The following is a 14,933-nucleotide window of genomic DNA, read 5'->3' on the forward strand; positions in this document are numbered from 1 at the left end:
ACGTCCCGATCTCCGCATCCGTACCCCTTGGAAGTTACCAACCTGTCACCCGCGGGGTCCGTTTCACAAATCCCGGGCGCGATCGGACCATGTTTTCCATGGTCACCGCCGCGCGGCAAGATCAACCCCGATGCGCCTCCGTGCGCATCGATCCGGTCACATCGGGCGCCGCGTCGCTGCGGATATCGATGCGCCAGCCCGTGAGGCGGGCGGCGAGGCGGGCGTTCTGCCCCTCCTTGCCGATCGCCAGCGAGAGCTGGAAGTCCGGGACCACGACCCGTGCGGCACGGGCCTCGGGATCCACGATGGTGACGGATACAACTTTCGACGGGGACAGAGCATTCCCGACGAAAGCGGCGGGATCCTCGGCGTAGTCGATGATGTCGATCTTCTCGCCGGCGAGCTCGCTCATCACATTGCGCACGCGCTGACCCATCGGGCCGATGCAGGCGCCCTTGGCGTTCACACCGGGCACGGTGGAGCGTACCGCGATCTTGGAGCGATGCCCCGCCTCCCGCGCCACGGCCACGATTTCGACTGAGCCGTCGGCGATTTCGGGGACCTCGAGCGCGAACAGGCGGCGCACCAGATTCGGGTGCGTGCGCGAGAGAGTGATCTGCGGGCCGCGCGGACCGCGCGAGACGCCGACCACGTAGCACTTGATGCGGTCGCCGTGCTCGTAGGTCTCGCCCGGCACCTGCTCGGCGGGCGGGATGACGCCTTCGGCGCCATGGGCTTCCGAGCCGATGCGGACCACGATGGTGCCGCGGGCGTTCATGCGGGCGTCGCGTTGCACGACGCCGCCGACGATATCGCCCTCGTGCGTGGAGAATTCGCCGAAGGACTTCTCGTTCTCGGCGTCGCGCAGGCGCTGCAGCACGACCTGGCGGGCGGTGGTGGCGGCGATGCGGCCGAAACCTTCGGGGGTGTCGTCCCATTCGGAGATGACATTGCCGTCGGCGTCGACCTCGCGGGCCATCACGCGCACGACACCGGTCTTCTGGTTGATGTCGATGCGGGCGTTGGGCTGGTGGCCCTCGGTGTGCCGGTAGGCGGTGAGCAGTGCCGACTCGATCGCGGAGATCACGGTCTCCATCGAGATCCCCTTGTCGGCGACTATCGCGCGCAGGGCTTCGATTTCGATGTTCATTCCACGATCCCTTCGGTCAGTGATACGGCCGCTGCTGTGGCTGTGGCTGTTTCGGATGCTGTTGCGGTGTCGAATTCCTGCGATGCTTCGGATTCCTCCTGGGCGCCGGGCTGGGGACGGCCCTGCGCTACTCCCCCCGCGAGTTCGAGTTCCGCCGCTCCGGGCGGGCTGAACTCCACCTGGACCACCGCGGACTGAATATCGGCCAGCGGCACCGTCACCCGGTGTGGCTTCCGCTTACCGCCCAGCACCAGCGCCACCGAATCATCGGTGAGAACGCCGACGCGGGCTTCGAACTGTGGCTTGCCTTTTTCTTCGGGCGACTCGACCCCGGGGCGCAGCACGAGCTTGACCTTGCGGCCCTGTGCGCGGCGCCAATGCCGGGGTTGGGTGAGCGGCCGGTCCACGCCGGGGGTGGTGACCTCCAGCAGGTAGGGCGTCTCTCCGAAGTCGCCCGCGTCGTCGAGGGCCTGCGAGATCTCCGAACTCAGGTCGGCGACGGCGTCCAGATCGGAGGCCGTATCGCTGTCGACGGTCACCTTCACCTTGGTCTGCGCACCCGCGGCCGAAATCGCGACGCCTTCGAGGTCGAACCCTCGGCGTTCGACGAGCCCAGCAACTAGCTGGCTCACCCTTTCCTCGGTCGGCATCGGCATGTTGGGCGGCTCCTGGTTCAGTTGTGACGGTTTGAGTTGTCGGTATAGATCCTGGTGGGGCATGGTCGGCGAGCCGCTCGCGGCGGCGTCGGCGAAATACCCGACCGAAGCTCTAGCGTAACGCGCGGAAAGAGTGTAAAGGACCAGCCAACCTGCTCGAGTTCGGCATGGTGGGGTCCGCCGGGCCGGCGGCGTGTCCAGGAGTGACGCGCCCGTGGCAACGACAAATCGTGCGAGATCACAGCCTATCCGACGGCCCTGAGTCGGCAAGCCGGCCGCAACGACTGGCACGATGTATGCCGTGTCCAGCAGTCAGAGCGGCCGCCCGGCCGGTGCAGTGGTCCGACCGGACCGAACAGGCCCGTCCCCGCTGCCGCCCGAACCTCCGTCCGCCGAGCTCAGCAACCCTCGCGGGGTGACCGTCGATCGCCGGTCGGCACTGCGGTTGGCCGGTGGCGGGGCTGTGGCGGTTATCACGGTCGGGGCGCTGGCCGCATGCTCGAAGGACGAGTCGCCGTCGGCGCCGGATCCGCTGCTGGTGCAGGAGGCCGCGGCCCGCACCGACGCGGCGGCCGCGACCGCCGCCATCGCCACCACGCCGGATCGCGCCGGGGCCCTGCAGACCATCGCCACCCAGCGCACCGCGCACGCCGATGCGCTGCGCACCGAAATCGACCGTGCCATCGGCGTTTACGGGGACGGCACCACGCCGAGCAAGCGCACGCCGCCGATCACGCCGACGGTGGCGTCGCCGCCGTCGATCGGCCAATTGCGTACCGACCTGGGCCAATCGCAACGTTCCGCCGCCGATCTCTCGGCCCAATCGACCGGATACCGCGCCGGCCTGCTCGCCTCGATCAGTGCCGCCTGCGCGACTCACGTGGGGGTACTGCTCGCATGACAACCGCAGATCAGCAGGCGCTCACCGATGCCTTGAGCGCCGAGTACGCCGCTGTCTACGCGTACGGGGTCATCGCCGCCTACGCCAATACCGATCGGGCAAAGCTGGTGGCGGAGTACACCGCCGCGCATCGGGCCCGGCGGGATGCCACCATCGATGCGCTGAAGGCCGCCGGTGCGCCGGTGCCCGATTCCGCTGCGGCGTATACCGCGCCGTTCCCGGTGGACGATCCGATTCCGGCCGCGAAGCTGGCGGTCACCGTGGAATCGGATTGCGCGGTGGCGTGGCGGTCGGTGGTGGAGCAGTCGGATCTGCCGGCCACCCGCCGGACCGGGATCGAGGCGCTCACCGATTCCGCTGTGCGGTTGGCCAATTGGCAGGCCATCCTCGGCACCAACCCGGCGACCATCGCATTTCCCGGCAAGCCCTGAATTCGATTTCCACGGTAGGGTGTCGGATTGCGCGGTGGCGTATTTCTTTGCCGCGCAATTCGATTCCGGTGTGAGGTCGAGGGAGATACTGTGGCGGTCGATGCTGCCCGGGAAGAAAAAGCGCTGCGCGAGGTGACGAATCGCCTGGTGAACGACTATGGCGAGGCACATACGCAGGAGCGGGTCGAGGCCGTGGTGGGGGCGGTGCGGGGCCGGTTCACCGGGCACAAGGTGCGTGAGTTCGTGCCGATTCTGGTGGAGCGAATAGCGCGCAGGGAATTGGCGCAGCCCGGCGCGAAAACCGAAGCGGTAACAGTTGTTCTGGATAAATCACCATCAATTCCATTGGGCGACAATTCGAATTCGGATGGCCGTAATCTCCAGGACATCTTGGGGAAGGTGACCGCCGACAAGAAGCTCGTGGGCGCCGTCGCCGCGGGCGTGGTGGTGGTCCTCGGCGTGACCGTGGCACTGTCGGTGCGGCAACCGGATTCGGCGCCCGCGGCGGGTGCGCCAGCGGCGGCGCTGACCGTCGTGCACGGCGTGGTGGGGTCGGAGAAATCCGACTTCTTCGCGGACTCGAAGGTGGCGGATGTCTTCAAGAAGCACGGCCTGCGGGTGGATGTGGATCCGGCCGGGTCGCGGCAGATCGCGACCTCGGTGGATCTGAGCCACTACGACTTCGCGTTCCCGTCCAGTTCGTCGGCGGCCGAGCGGATCCAGCGGCAGCGCGGGGTGAGCGGCAAGTACACGCCGTTCTCCTCCCCCATGGCCGTGGCGACCTTCAAGCCCATCGCCGATCTGCTGACGGCGGCCGGGATCGTGACGCCCGGCCCCGCACCGGCTTTCGATGTGCAGAAGTATCTGGAGCTGGCGGAGCAGGGCACGCAGTGGGATCAACTGGCGGGCAATACCAGCTATCCGGTGAGCAAGAACGTGCTGGTGTCCACCACCGATCCGCGGACCTCGAATTCGGCGGCCATGTACGTGGCGGTGACGGCGTACGTCGCCAATGACAACACCATCGTGCGCGGCACCAAGGCGGAAGACTATGCGGTGTCCCGCATTTCGCGCCTGTTCACCCGGCAGGGCTACACCGAGAGCAGTTCGGACGCGCCGTTCAAGGAGTACCTGGCCAACGGCATGGGCCCGATCCCGATGGCGTGGATCTACGAGGCGCAGTACGTGGACGCCGCGGTGCACGATCAGCTGAAGCCGGACATGGTGCTCATGTATCCGAAGCCGACGGTGCTGTCACAGCACACGGTGGTGCCGCTGGACGACAAGGGCGACAGCGTGGGCAAGCTGCTGGCCACCGATCCGGACCTGCAGCGGCTGGCCGCCGAGCACGGTTTCCGGCCGCAGGACCCGAGCCTGTTCACCAAGGTGACGGCCGAGCATCACGCGCCGGTGATTCCGGATCTCGTGAATGTGGTGGATCCGCCTGACTACGACACCCTCGAGCACCTGCTCGACGACGTGGCCAGGTCTTATAGCAATTGAGCCCGGACTCTTGTCCCGGTGCCGCGACGGGGATACTCTGACCAGAGTAAGGAAATACTTCGGTCAGAGTACTCGGAGGCGAGCATGGCAGGGAAGCGGCCCTTCCGGCGGGTGAACCCGCTGGCGCTCGCAGTGCTCACCCTGTTGTCCGAGCGTCCTATGCATCCGTACCAGCTCTCGCAAACCCTGAAGCAGCGTGGCAAAGAAGGCAGTGTCCGAATCAACTTCGGGGCGCTCTACGCCGTGGTGGAGTCGCTTCTGCAGCAGGGTTTCATCGAGGTCGTCGGCGCGGAACAGGACGGTAATCGGCCGGCCCGCACCATCTATCGGGTGACCGACGCCGGATATACGGAGACGCGGGACTGGATGCGGGCCTGGCTGTCCGAGCCGGAGAAGGAGTATCCGCGGTTCATGGCCGCGTTGTCCTTCCTGCCGGTGCTGGGGCCCGAGGAGGTCACCGAGCTGCTGCGCCGGCGAGTTGCCTTGCTGGACGGGCAGATCGGCGCGGCCCGCGCACAAGCCGCCGAGGTCGAGGACTGGCTGCCCGAACTGCTCATGGTCGAGGGCAATTACGAGGTCCGCATGCTCGAAGCCGAACGGGATTTCACGGCCGAGCTCGCCGGCCGCATCGAATCGGGCGTATTCGGCGGCCTCGACGGCTGGCACGCGATGCGGGCGCTGGCCGACAAGTACCCCGGCGGCCGCGTGCCACCGGAAGAGACCGACAAGTTCATGGAAGAACGGGGGATGCCGAAACCACCGAGCTGATCTCTCCCCCAGCAACGACAGCTTCCTCTCCCAGCAACGACAACGGCCCGGGTGCGCCAACACCCGAGCCGGAGCCGGATCCGAACGACCGGCAGCAAACCGCCGATGCTCGAACTGCACTCACAGCATATCTGCGGTCCCGCGGTCGTTCGCATCCCCGAACACGAGGACCCACTCATGTCTCGTACATCCATGCCCTCGACCGCGGTCGAGGTCTCCGATCTCGTCAAGATCTATCCGGGCGGGCGGCGCGAGCCCGATGTCCGGGCGCTGGACGGGCTGACCTTCGGCATTGCCGCGGGCACCGTCTACGGCATGCTCGGCCCCAATGGCGCGGGCAAATCCACCACCACCAAGATCTGCACCACCTTGTCCGCCGCCACCTCCGGTACGGCGCGCGTGGCCGGGTTCGATGTCACCACCGACGCGGCGGCCATCCGGCAGCGGATCGGTTATGTCTCACAGGGTTCGGGCGCGGACCCGCGGCAGAACCCGTTCGAGAATCTCGTCATGGCGGGCCGGCTGCACGGGATGACGCGGCACGATGCCGCGGACCGCGCGGAGCGGCTGCTCGAGCAGTTCCAGCTGACCGAGGCCCGGAATCGCAAGGTGGCCAAGCTGTCCGGCGGTATGCGGCGCAAGCTGGATGTCGCGGTCGGGCTGGTGCATCGTCCGCAGGTGCTGTTCCTGGACGAGCCGACCACCGGCCTGGATCCGCAGGCGCGGGCCGAAATGTGGTCGGAGATCCGGCGGCTGGCCACCGAGGCGGCCTTGACCGTGGTGCTGACCACGCATTATCTGGAGGAGGCCGATGAGCTGGCCGACCGGCTGGTCATCATCGATCACGGCCGGGCCGTCATCGAAGGCACTCCGGCGCAACTGAAGTCGACCCTGGACGGCGACACCTTGACGGTGGAGCTCATCGAACCGGATATCGCCGCCGTGCGCGCGGTGGGCGAGGCCATTCCGGCGCTGCACGATGTGATCGTCGAGCAGGACGGACCGAACGGGAAGCTGATCGCCCGCACCGACGACCTGTCCGGCGTGGTCGGCCGGGTCATCGGCGAATTCGATGCCGCGGCAATCGCTTTCGGTGCGGTGTCGGTGTCGCGGCCGAGTTTGGACGATGTGTACTTGCATTACGCGGGCCGCTCGTACCGGGCCGACAACGGCCGGACGGGGGTGGCGGCATGACCGCGCTCGCGACCTACGAGAACACCGCCACGTTCGAAGTGCCCACGGCCGGTTGGCTGGTCGCGGCCGGGCAGGTCTTCCGGCGGTGGATGGTGAACACCCTGCGGGAGTCCTGGGGCGTGTTCGCCGCGCTGTTGCAGCCGATCGTGTGGATCCTGCTGTTCGGGCAGGTCTTCAAGTCGGTGGGTGACATTCCGGGCTTCGGGGCCGCCAACTACATCACGTTCCTGGCCCCGGGCGTGCTCATGATGACCGTGCTCTACTCCGGCGTGTGGGCGGGCACCGGCTATATCGAGGACATCGACAACGGTGTCATGAATCAGATTCTTACCGCGCCGATTTCGCGCAGCGCCGTGATCGCGGGGCAGCTCGGGGTGCAGCTGCTCATCGGGCTGGTGCAGTCGGCGCTGGTACTGGTGATCGGATTCGCCGGGGGCGCACGGTATCCGGGCGGGGTGGCCGGCATGCTGCTCGCGCTGGCGGCGGCGACGCTGCTGGCGGCCATCTTCTGCGCGGGTTCGGTGGCGCTGGCGCTGATCTCGCGGAGCCAGATCGCGCTGATCGGCATGTCGCAGTTGATCATCCTGCCGTTGACGTTCCTGTCCTCGGGCATGATGTCGCCCGCGCTCATGCCGCGGTGGGTGCAGGACATCTCGAAGTTCAACCCGGTGTCGTGGGCGGTCGATATCGGCCGGAGCGGGCTGGCGGGCACAGCGGACGCGGGGTTCGTGGCCGCGCACCTGGGGTATCTGACCGCGCTGGCGGCACTCGCCTTCGTCTGGGCCCTGTCCGCCTTCCGCAGCTACCAGCGCACGCAGTAACCGCGGCTCTCGCGAAGAATCCGGCCCGCGCGGCGAATGTCGTCCGCGGGCCGGACGATTCTGTGTCTACTGTCGGGCCGTGGCCGATATCCGATCCGGTGAGATGGTTTGCGCTGTTTACCTCAATGGCCGGCGATTCTCGGATCAGCTCACTTATCGCGAGGCCCTCGCGGATGTGCGGGCGCGAAAGGACGGTTTCGTCTGGCTGGGGCTGCTGGAGCCGGACGAAGCCACGATGGACGATGTGGCGCAGGCTTTCGGATTACACGAGCTCGCCGCTGAGGACGTCATCCACGCACATCAGCGGCCGAAGCTGGAACGCTATGGCGACACGCTGTTTCTCGTCATGCGTACCGTGCGCTATCTCGAACACGAATTGACCAGTGCAAGTGCGCAAATCGTCGATACGGGCGAGATCATGATCTTTCTCGGGCCGGATTTCGTCATTATCGTGCGGCACGGGGACTTCGGCGGGTTGTTGCGGGTGCGGGATGAGCTGGAGGCCAACCCGTCTCGGCTGCGGCTGGGGCCGAGCGCGGTCATGCACGCGGCGGCCGACCATGTCGTGGACTCCTACCTGGGCGTCATCGAATCCATCGACAAGGACATCGACGAGATGGAGGAGGCCGTCTTCCGGCCGGGGAGCCGGATCGCGGTGGAAGCTATTTATCAGCTCAAGAGCGAAGTCGTCGAATTGCGTGGTGCGGTGCGGCCTTTGGGCCTGGCGCTGCGTACGCTCGTGCAGGACGACACGCTGCCATTGCGGGATCAGATCCGGAGTTATCTGCGGGATGTCGCCGACCACCACACTCAGGTCACCGAGCAGATCATGAATTTCAACGAATCGCTCAGCGCCCTGATCAATGCCGCGTTGGCGAAGGTCGGTGTGCAGCAGAACACCGATATGCGCAAGATTTCGGCGTGGGCGGCCCTGGCTGCGGTGCCGACCATGATCGCCGGAATCTACGGTATGAACTTCGAGCACATGCCCGAATTGACTTGGCATTTCGGGTATCCCGCGGTCATCGCGGTCATGCTCGTCATCTGCGGTGGGCTCTATGCGAATTTCCACCGCAATGACTGGCTGTGAGACGGTATTTACTTGGTGCTGTGTCTATTTCGTGAACAGCTTCAAATACTTGGTCTGACCGAACATTTCGGCGGCGTCGCGGGCGGAGGGGCTGCCCGCGTCCGGGTCCGCGCCGGCGGTCAGCAGGGCGTTGACGATGACGTCCTCGCCCTTGAAAACCGCGCCGGACAAGGGTGTCTGGCCCTTGTCGTTGCCGAAGTTGGGGTCGGCCTTGTGGTCCAGCAGCACGCTCACCGCCTCCGGGTGGGCGTGGTAGGCGGCCAGCATGAGCAGCGTGTCGCCGTTCTCGTTGGTGAGGTTCACCGGTACACCGGCGTCGAGGTAGACGCCGAGGGTGGTGGCGTCACCGCTGCGGGCCAGATCGAAGATCTTGCTCGCCAGCTCCAGCACTTCGGGGTCCAGGTCTTTGGGTTCCACCAGGCCACTCTATCGAGCCGCGGCCATGCTGCCCGGGAAAGAGCCGTATATGAAATCCGGCGGTCAGGGGGTGTGGCCGGCGATGCGGTCCAGCCATTCGCGCAGCAAGCCGACCTCAGCCATGGTCAGGGCCTCGACGCGGGGCAGCAGGGCCCGTAGCGTGACCGCCGCCGTCGCCGGTGCTACACCGCCGGAGGTTGTTGCTGCGCCGACTGTCGACGATGCCGCGCCGGCGGTGGTTGATGCCGGACTCGCCATTGCTGACTCACTGTCGGTGGTTGATCCGGCACTGCCGGTGGTGATGGCGGCGATGACGGCTTCGCGTGCGGTGCTGGACAGTTCCGGGTCGCGATTCCCCTCGGGTGTGGCGATGAGCGCGAGGGTGGTGCCGCTGCCCGCCGCGTGCACCAGTGCCGCGGCGCGCTCTTCGGGGATGCGCAGGCGGCCGGCCTCGGCGATGCGGCGGATGAGTGCGGCGAGCATGGCGAAGGCGGTGACGGCGGCCGGGGTGGCCGCGCCCGTGCCCGGGCGGGTGTACATGAGGGTGTACAGCGCCGGATCGGCGAGACCCAGGCCGACGTGCAGGTCCCAGCCGGTGCGCAGGTCCTCGATCGGGTCGCCGGTGGGTTCGCGCGTCGTCTTGGTGGCGAGGTAGGCGGCGAAGCCGTGCGCGGCGACCGCGTCGAGCAGGCCCTGTTTGTCGCCGAACAGCCGGTAGATGGTCGGCGGCTGCACGCCCGCGGCGGTGCTCACCGCGCGGGTCGATACCGCGTCCGGACCGCCCTCGGTGAGCAGCCGGGCGGCAGCGGCCACGATGCGCTCGCGGTGGCCTTCGACGGTCTCTTCACTCTCCACGTTTCCAACGGTAACAGATCACTGTTATCAGTGGTACCGTGATTATGTTATCAGTGGAAACAACATGGAGGTTTGGCCGTGATCGTCATTACCGGAGCAAATGGCCTGCTCGGACGCATGGTCGTCGAGAGATTGCTGGAACGGGTGCCCGCCGGGGAGCTGGGCGTCAGCGTGCGCGACCCACAGCAGTCGGGCGCACTCGAAGCGCGCGGCGTGCGCGTACGGCAGGGAGATTTCACCGACCCGGCGAGCCTCGCGACCGCCTTCGAAGGCGCGGACCAGGTGCTGATCGTCTCGAGCAATTCCAGCGGGTCAGCGGCCGTCGCTCAGCATCGCGCCGCCATCGACGCCGCCGCGGCAGCCGGGGCCGGGCGGATCGTCTACACCAGCCACATGGGCGCGAACCCGAACTCACCCTTCCCGCCGATGCCCGACCACGCCGCGACCGAGGCCGCCCTGTTGGACAGCGGTGTCCCGTTCACAGTGCTGCGCAACGGTTTCTACGCGCAGTCCGCCGTGATGCTGCTCGGCGATGCGGTGGAGACCGGCGAACTCGTTGCGCCAGAGGACGGTCCGGTGTCCTGGACCGCCCACGCCGACCTGGCCGACGCCGCCGCAACCCTCTTGACCACCCCGGCCCCCGCCGCCGTCACCTCACCCCTCACGGGTCCCGAAGCCCTGACCATGGCCGAGGTGGCAGACCGGGCGGCCGAACTCAGTGGTCGCCCCATCCGCCGGATCATCGTGTCCGACAACGACTATCGCGATGCCCTGATCGGCCACGGCGTCCCGGAATCAGCCGCCGACCTGCTGGTAGGCCTGTTCCAAGCTAGCCGGAACGGCGAATTCGCCCCTGTCTCACCCACACTCGCCGACCTGCTCGGCCGACCCACCACGACTATGGCCGAGTACTTGAAGTCGGCGCTGACGCAGCACTGATGTCCGGCAGGTTGCGCCGCCACACCGTGGCAAGCCGAGTTGCCCGGCCGGCCGGCGACGACCGTGCCGGAATACTTGAAGCCGGCCTTGACACTGCAAGTCCTGCCGGCTGACCTGCCCGCAGTCGGCAGGTCAGGAAGTCAGCACGAGAAGTTCGGTCGGGGAGGCGATTTCGATGCGGAGGCCGGATTTCTCGGCGATGGCGGCGAGGCCCTTGATGTCCGAGGGCTCGCTGCGGGAGAGCACGAGGGCGCGGGCGAGCAGGCCCTTGTGGTGCTTGTTGAAGTGGCTGACCACGGTGCGGCTGCCGTCGGGGCGTTCGGTGAGGACGGTGGCGGTGACCGCGCCGGGGACGCGGCCCAGGTTCTGGTAGGTGCCCGAGCGCAGGTCGACGGTGAGCTGACCCTCGGTTTCGGCGCGGAGGGCGGCGGGCAGGGCCTGCTTCCAGACTGCTTGCAGGGTGGGGAGTCCCGGCAGTTTGGAGCCGCCGGAGAGGCGGTAGGCGGGGATAGGGTCGCCGGCGCGGATGACGCCGAAGAGGGCGGAGCCGATGCCGAGGCGGGCTTCGGCCTTGGCGCGCTGGGCCTTGGTGAAGGAGGCGGCGTCGAGGGCGTCGTAGAGGACGCCGGTGTAGCGGTCCAGGGCCGGGCGGGTCGGGGAGGTGCGGAGGGTGGCATTGCGGGCGATTTCCGCGTCAGCCCCCTTGCCCAGGCCGAGGGCCGCGCGCGCGGTGTCGGGGTCGGCGGCGAGGCCGACGAGTTCGGTGACGAGTTTCTCGCGCACCGCTGTGAGCTGCGGCATCGCAAGGGAATCAAGGTCGAGGGGGTCGCCCGACCCGCCGTCGGACTTGGTTTCTGAGGGAGGCAGCAGCACCAGCACGAGGCAACACGGTAATGCCTTGTGAGCATTGCGTACGCAGCGGCTAGTCTGTGGAGCCGTGATCACCCGCCTCTCGCATCTGTTCCTGCGCACGCTGCGCGACGATCCCGCCGACGCCGAGGTGCCCAGCCACAAGCTGCTGGTGCGCGCCGGTTATGTGCGGCGTGTCGCGCCCGGTGTCTATTCGTGGCTGCCGCTCGGTCTGCGCACTCTGCGCAAGATCGAGAATGTCGTCCGGGAGGAAATGGACGCCTTCGGCGCCCAGGAGATCTCGCTGCCGGCGCTGCTGCCGCGCGAGCCGTACGACACCACCAACCGGTGGGTCGAATACGGTGACGCGCTGTTCCGCCTGAAGGACCGCAAGGGACAGGATTACCTGCTCGGCCCGACGCACGAGGAGATGTTCGCCCTCACCGTGAAGGCCGAGTACAACTCGTACAAGGATCTGCCGGTCACGCTGTACCAGATTCAGACCAAGTACCGCGATGAAGGCCGGCCGCGCGCGGGCATTCTGCGTGGGCGCGAGTTCATCATGAAGGACTCGTACTCGTTCGACCTCGACGAGGACGGGCTGAAGAAGAGCTACGACGCGCACCGCGAGGCGTACCAGCGCATCTTTGCGCGCCTCGGCGTGAAGTACGTGATCGTGGCGGCCACGTCGGGCGCCATGGGCGGTTCGGCGTCGGAGGAGTTCCTGGCGGACAGCCCGGTCGGCGAGGACACCTACGTCATCTGCCGCGAAAGCGGTTATGCCGCAAACGTGGAGGCCGTGGTCACGGCCGCGCCGCCGGAGATTCCCCTGGAGGGTCTGGCCGACGCCGTCGCGCACGAGACGCCGAATACGCCGACCATCGCGACTCTCGTGGAGTGGGCGAACGGCGCGGGTATCGCCGAGGTGCTGGGCCGCCCGGTGACCGCGGCGGACACGTTGAAGAACGTGATGGTCAAGCTGCGCTACCCCGACGGCAAGACCGAGATCCTCGGTGTCGGCATTCCGGGTGACCGCGAGGTCGACGACAAGCGGCTCGGCGCGGCCGTCGAGCCCGCCGAGGTCGAGCTGCTGGACGAGGCCGATTTCAAGGCCAACCCGTTCCTGGTGAAGGGCTACATCGGCCCGAAGGCGTTGCTGGCCAATGGCGTTCGCTACCTGGTCGACCCGCGCGTGGTGTCCGGCACCGCCTGGATCACCGGCGCCGACGAGCCCGGCAAGCACTATGTCGGCCTGGTCGCCGGTCGTGACTTCACTCCCGACGGCACCATCGAGGCCGCCGAGGTCCGGGACGGCGACCCGTCGCCCGACGGCCGCGGCGTGCTGGAGGCCGCGCGCGGCATCGAGATCGGCCACATCTTCCAGCTGGGCCAGAAGTACACCGACGCTTTCGAGGTCGATGTGCTGGGCGAGAACGGCAAGCCGGTCCGCCTCACCATGGGCTCCTACGGTGTCGGCGTCTCCCGCATGATGGCCGTGATCGCCGAGCAGATGCACGACGAGAAGGGCCTGCGCTGGCCGTCCGTGGTCGCCCCCTTCGATGTCCACGTGGTCATCGCCAACAAGGACGAGGGCGCCCGCTCCGGCGCCGAACAGGTTGCGGCCGAACTGGATTCCCTCGGCTTCGAGGTCCTCCTCGACGACCGCACCGCCTCCCCCGGCGTCAAGTTCAAGGATGCCGAACTCCTCGGCATGCCTTACGTCGTGGTGGTCGGCCGCGGCTGGGCCGAAGGCAAGATCGAACTTCGCGACCGCTTCGCCGGCACCAGCGAGGAACTCCCCGTCGACACCGCCGTAGCCTCGGTGGCCGCCAAACTCCGCGGCTGACACACAGCCTCTTCAGCCCCTTTCGAATGGCTCATGGGCACGGTGATTCCCACGAATCACCGCTCTCATGAGCCATTCGCTTTTTCTGGGACTCGGTTTTCCGGCGCCGCAGTCAGCGGCCGGGGTGGCTGGGCAGGACGCAGACGGTGTCGAGGCCCAGGACGCGGTTGAGGCGGCCGAAGGCCAGCCAGGAGCCCAGGCACATGGAGAGTTCGACGATCTCCGGTTGGGTGTAGTGGGTTTTCATGCGGTCGAAGAACTCTGGGGTGAGGGTGTGGTGGTCGAGGGCGTAGCGCTCGGCGTATTCGGCGGCCAGGCGGGTGCGCGGGGTGAAGTTGGGGGTGGTGCGCCAGTCGGTCACATCGTCGATGAAGGTGGCGGGGACCTTTTCGCCATTGCGGTCGGTGCGCCAGTCGAGGCAGAAGAGGCAGCCGTTGATCTGGGCTATGCGGAGGCGGGCGGCTTCGAATTCGGGGAGGGCGAGGGTGCTGTGGGAGTAGACGGCGAGGGAGAGGTTGGCGGCGGCGATGCCTATGCCGGGGACCATTTCGCCCCAGACGTAGGTGATGGGGTCTTTGCCCTCAGGGATGTCGATGATCATGACGGGTCGCGGGCGGTGTCGCGGTCAGTGGGAATCATCTCGGAAGGCTAGCAATTGCTTGCTCGGGCTGTGGTCCAATTCATCCCGTTCGTCGATTGGAACATGTCGGTGCCGTGCTCTACGTTGAGCGCGTCTACCGGCAGAGCAGTACGGGAGGTAAGTCGGTATGAGCAGCACGGACTTCGAGGCCTTGGAGCAGATCCGACAGCTCAAGCATCGGTACCTGCGGACGCTCGACCTGAAGTTGTGGGACGAGTTCGCGGACACCCTGAGCACGGAAATCGTCGCGTCGTACGGTTCGCCGTCCGGCGGGCAGCCGCTGGAGTTCACTTCCCGCGACCAGGTGGTGGACTACATGCGTAATGCGCTGAGCGGCAATGTGATCACCGTGCACGTGGCCAACCATCCGGAGATCACGGTGGAGGGCGACACCGCCACCGGCAGCTGGTGCCTGGAGGACACGGTGATCGTCCCGGATTTCGGGATGCTGATCCGCGGCGCCGCTTACTACGAGGACACCTACCGCCGCGAGAGCGATGGCAAGTGGCGCATCACCGGCACCGGTTACCAGCGCATCTTCGAGGCCAAGATGGCCACCGAGGCGCTACCGGGATTCGCCATCACGGCGAATCGCTGGGCGCCGAGCCAAGTCTCCGATTCGAACCACGACTGATCGGTTCGAATCGGACCAGCCACTACAGCCCGGACGTCCACCCCGGTTAACGCCGTAGCGCGGGGGTTCGATATTCGGGTGTAGTGGTTCGCGGGGGGCCGGACCGGTCTTGTCTCCTGCGCGTATCAGTTCGATTCAACGCAAGGAATCTCAATGAAGATGTCAAGCCCCTCCGGTGGCTGGGATCGGTGCCTGAGGAGTGAATTCCCGGCCGTCGCGCAGCAGTGCCCACAGCACGT

16 protein-coding genes are annotated in these 14,933 nt (G+C 67.0%); 10 read left to right on the plus strand and 6 right to left on the minus strand.

What is annotated here, in order from left to right:
• Positions 1-121: 121 nt before the first annotated feature.
• Together nusA and rimP are read right to left on the minus strand one after the other, a co-directional pair.
• Positions 122-1,150 (minus strand): transcription termination factor NusA, encoded by a 1,029-nt coding sequence (nusA, locus tag ACH438_RS28935; protein ID WP_397010739.1) that lies wholly within the window; start codon positions 1,148-1,150, stop codon positions 122-124.
• Positions 1,147-1,806 (minus strand): ribosome maturation factor RimP, encoded by a 660-nt coding sequence (rimP, locus tag ACH438_RS28940; protein ID WP_397010741.1) that lies wholly within the window; start codon positions 1,804-1,806, stop codon positions 1,147-1,149. The genes nusA and rimP overlap by 4 nt, the downstream gene beginning before the upstream one ends.
• A 415-nt stretch (positions 1,807-2,221) precedes the next feature.
• Here rimP and ACH438_RS28945 point away from each other — a divergent pair, with 415 nt between their 5' ends.
• From ACH438_RS28945 to ACH438_RS28975, 7 genes are all read left to right on the plus strand, one after another.
• Complete coding sequence (locus ACH438_RS28945) at positions 2,222-2,707, plus strand: hypothetical protein (protein ID WP_397010743.1); 486 nt, start codon at positions 2,222-2,224, stop codon at positions 2,705-2,707.
• On the plus strand, positions 2,704-3,138 hold the full coding sequence (locus ACH438_RS28950; protein ID WP_397010745.1) for a ferritin-like domain-containing protein: 435 nt from the start codon (positions 2,704-2,706) through the stop codon (positions 3,136-3,138). Before ACH438_RS28945 ends, ACH438_RS28950 begins: the two co-directional genes overlap by 4 nt.
• Positions 3,139-3,228: 90 nt before the next feature.
• Entirely contained in the window at positions 3,229-4,641 is a 1,413-nt protein-coding gene (locus tag ACH438_RS28955; protein ID WP_397010747.1) for a three-helix bundle dimerization domain-containing protein, read from the plus strand.
• Between the two features lie 84 nt (positions 4,642-4,725).
• Complete coding sequence (locus ACH438_RS28960) at positions 4,726-5,409, plus strand: PadR family transcriptional regulator (protein ID WP_397010748.1); 684 nt, start codon at positions 4,726-4,728, stop codon at positions 5,407-5,409.
• Positions 5,410-5,586: 177 nt separating this feature from the next.
• Positions 5,587-6,603, plus strand: a complete 1,017-nt coding sequence (locus ACH438_RS28965) for an ABC transporter ATP-binding protein (RefSeq protein ID WP_397010750.1) — start codon at positions 5,587-5,589, stop codon at positions 6,601-6,603.
• Positions 6,600-7,424: an ABC transporter permease gene (locus ACH438_RS28970; protein ID WP_397010752.1), complete on the plus strand. Its 825-nt coding sequence runs from the start codon at positions 6,600-6,602 to the stop codon at positions 7,422-7,424. The genes ACH438_RS28965 and ACH438_RS28970 overlap by 4 nt, the downstream gene beginning before the upstream one ends.
• A 79-nt stretch (positions 7,425-7,503) precedes the next feature.
• The gene (locus tag ACH438_RS28975) at positions 7,504-8,514 is read left to right on the plus strand and encodes a magnesium and cobalt transport protein CorA (protein ID WP_397010754.1); all 1,011 of its coding nucleotides are present in this window, start codon (positions 7,504-7,506) and stop codon (positions 8,512-8,514) included.
• A 24-nt stretch (positions 8,515-8,538) separates the two neighbouring features.
• Here the strand turns inward: ACH438_RS28975 and ACH438_RS28980 are convergent, their stop codons facing one another.
• Together ACH438_RS28980 and ACH438_RS28985 are read right to left on the minus strand one after the other, a co-directional pair.
• Positions 8,539-8,931, minus strand: a complete 393-nt coding sequence (locus ACH438_RS28980) for an ankyrin repeat domain-containing protein (RefSeq protein WP_397010757.1) — start codon at positions 8,929-8,931, stop codon at positions 8,539-8,541.
• A 63-nt stretch (positions 8,932-8,994) separates the two neighbouring features.
• Entirely contained in the window at positions 8,995-9,786 is a 792-nt protein-coding gene (locus ACH438_RS28985; RefSeq protein WP_397010759.1) for a TetR/AcrR family transcriptional regulator, read from the minus strand.
• 78 nt (positions 9,787-9,864) lie between these two features.
• Between ACH438_RS28985 and ACH438_RS28990 the strand changes: the two genes are divergently transcribed.
• Positions 9,865-10,725, plus strand: coding sequence for an NAD(P)H-binding protein (locus ACH438_RS28990; protein WP_397010761.1), 861 nt, complete (start codon positions 9,865-9,867; stop codon positions 10,723-10,725).
• A 132-nt stretch (positions 10,726-10,857) separates the two neighbouring features.
• Here ACH438_RS28990 and yaaA read toward each other — a convergent pair whose 3' ends face one another.
• Positions 10,858-11,604 (minus strand): peroxide stress protein YaaA, encoded by a 747-nt coding sequence (yaaA, locus tag ACH438_RS28995; RefSeq protein WP_397010763.1) that lies wholly within the window; start codon positions 11,602-11,604, stop codon positions 10,858-10,860.
• 58 nt (positions 11,605-11,662) lie between these two features.
• Here yaaA and ACH438_RS29000 point away from each other — a divergent pair, with 58 nt between their 5' ends.
• Positions 11,663-13,420 (plus strand): proline--tRNA ligase, encoded by a 1,758-nt coding sequence (locus ACH438_RS29000; RefSeq protein ID WP_397010765.1) that lies wholly within the window; start codon positions 11,663-11,665, stop codon positions 13,418-13,420.
• Between the two features lie 112 nt (positions 13,421-13,532).
• Here the strand turns inward: ACH438_RS29000 and ACH438_RS29005 are convergent, their stop codons facing one another.
• The gene (locus ACH438_RS29005; protein ID WP_397010767.1) at positions 13,533-14,021 is read right to left on the minus strand and encodes a carboxymuconolactone decarboxylase family protein; all 489 of its coding nucleotides are present in this window, start codon (positions 14,019-14,021) and stop codon (positions 13,533-13,535) included.
• A gap of 166 nt (positions 14,022-14,187) precedes the next feature.
• Here ACH438_RS29005 and ACH438_RS29010 point away from each other — a divergent pair, with 166 nt between their 5' ends.
• Positions 14,188-14,694 carry a nuclear transport factor 2 family protein gene (locus ACH438_RS29010; protein ID WP_397010769.1) on the plus strand — a complete coding sequence of 169 codons (507 nt, stop codon included), beginning with the start codon at positions 14,188-14,190 and terminating at the stop codon, positions 14,692-14,694.
• Positions 14,695-14,933 lie beyond the last annotated feature (239 nt).

This window comes from Nocardia sp. NPDC020380 (assembly GCF_044386975.1).
In the GTDB taxonomy this organism is placed as follows: Bacteria; Actinomycetota; Actinomycetes; order Mycobacteriales; family Mycobacteriaceae; genus Nocardia.

What these genes read in the sequence shown, in the direction of transcription:
- rimP (WP_397010741.1), bottom strand. Translation starts at nt 1,806, where the DNA reads ATGCCGATGCCGACCGAGGAAAGGGTGAGCCAGCTAGTTGCTGGGCTC.
- ACH438_RS28950 (WP_397010745.1), top strand. Translation starts at nt 2,704, where the DNA reads ATGACAACCGCAGATCAGCAGGCGCTCACCGATGCCTTGAGCGCCGAG.
- ACH438_RS28965 (WP_397010750.1), top strand. Translation starts at nt 5,587, where the DNA reads ATGTCTCGTACATCCATGCCCTCGACCGCGGTCGAGGTCTCCGATCTC.
- ACH438_RS29005 (WP_397010767.1), bottom strand. Translation starts at nt 14,021, where the DNA reads ATGATCATCGACATCCCTGAGGGCAAAGACCCCATCACCTACGTCTGG.
- ACH438_RS29010 (WP_397010769.1), top strand. Translation starts at nt 14,188, where the DNA reads ATGAGCAGCACGGACTTCGAGGCCTTGGAGCAGATCCGACAGCTCAAG.
- ACH438_RS28970 (WP_397010752.1), top strand. Translation starts at nt 6,600, where the DNA reads ATGACCGCGCTCGCGACCTACGAGAACACCGCCACGTTCGAAGTGCCC.
- ACH438_RS28960 (WP_397010748.1), top strand. Translation starts at nt 4,726, where the DNA reads ATGGCAGGGAAGCGGCCCTTCCGGCGGGTGAACCCGCTGGCGCTCGCA.
- nusA (WP_397010739.1), bottom strand. Translation starts at nt 1,150, where the DNA reads ATGAACATCGAAATCGAAGCCCTGCGCGCGATAGTCGCCGACAAGGGG.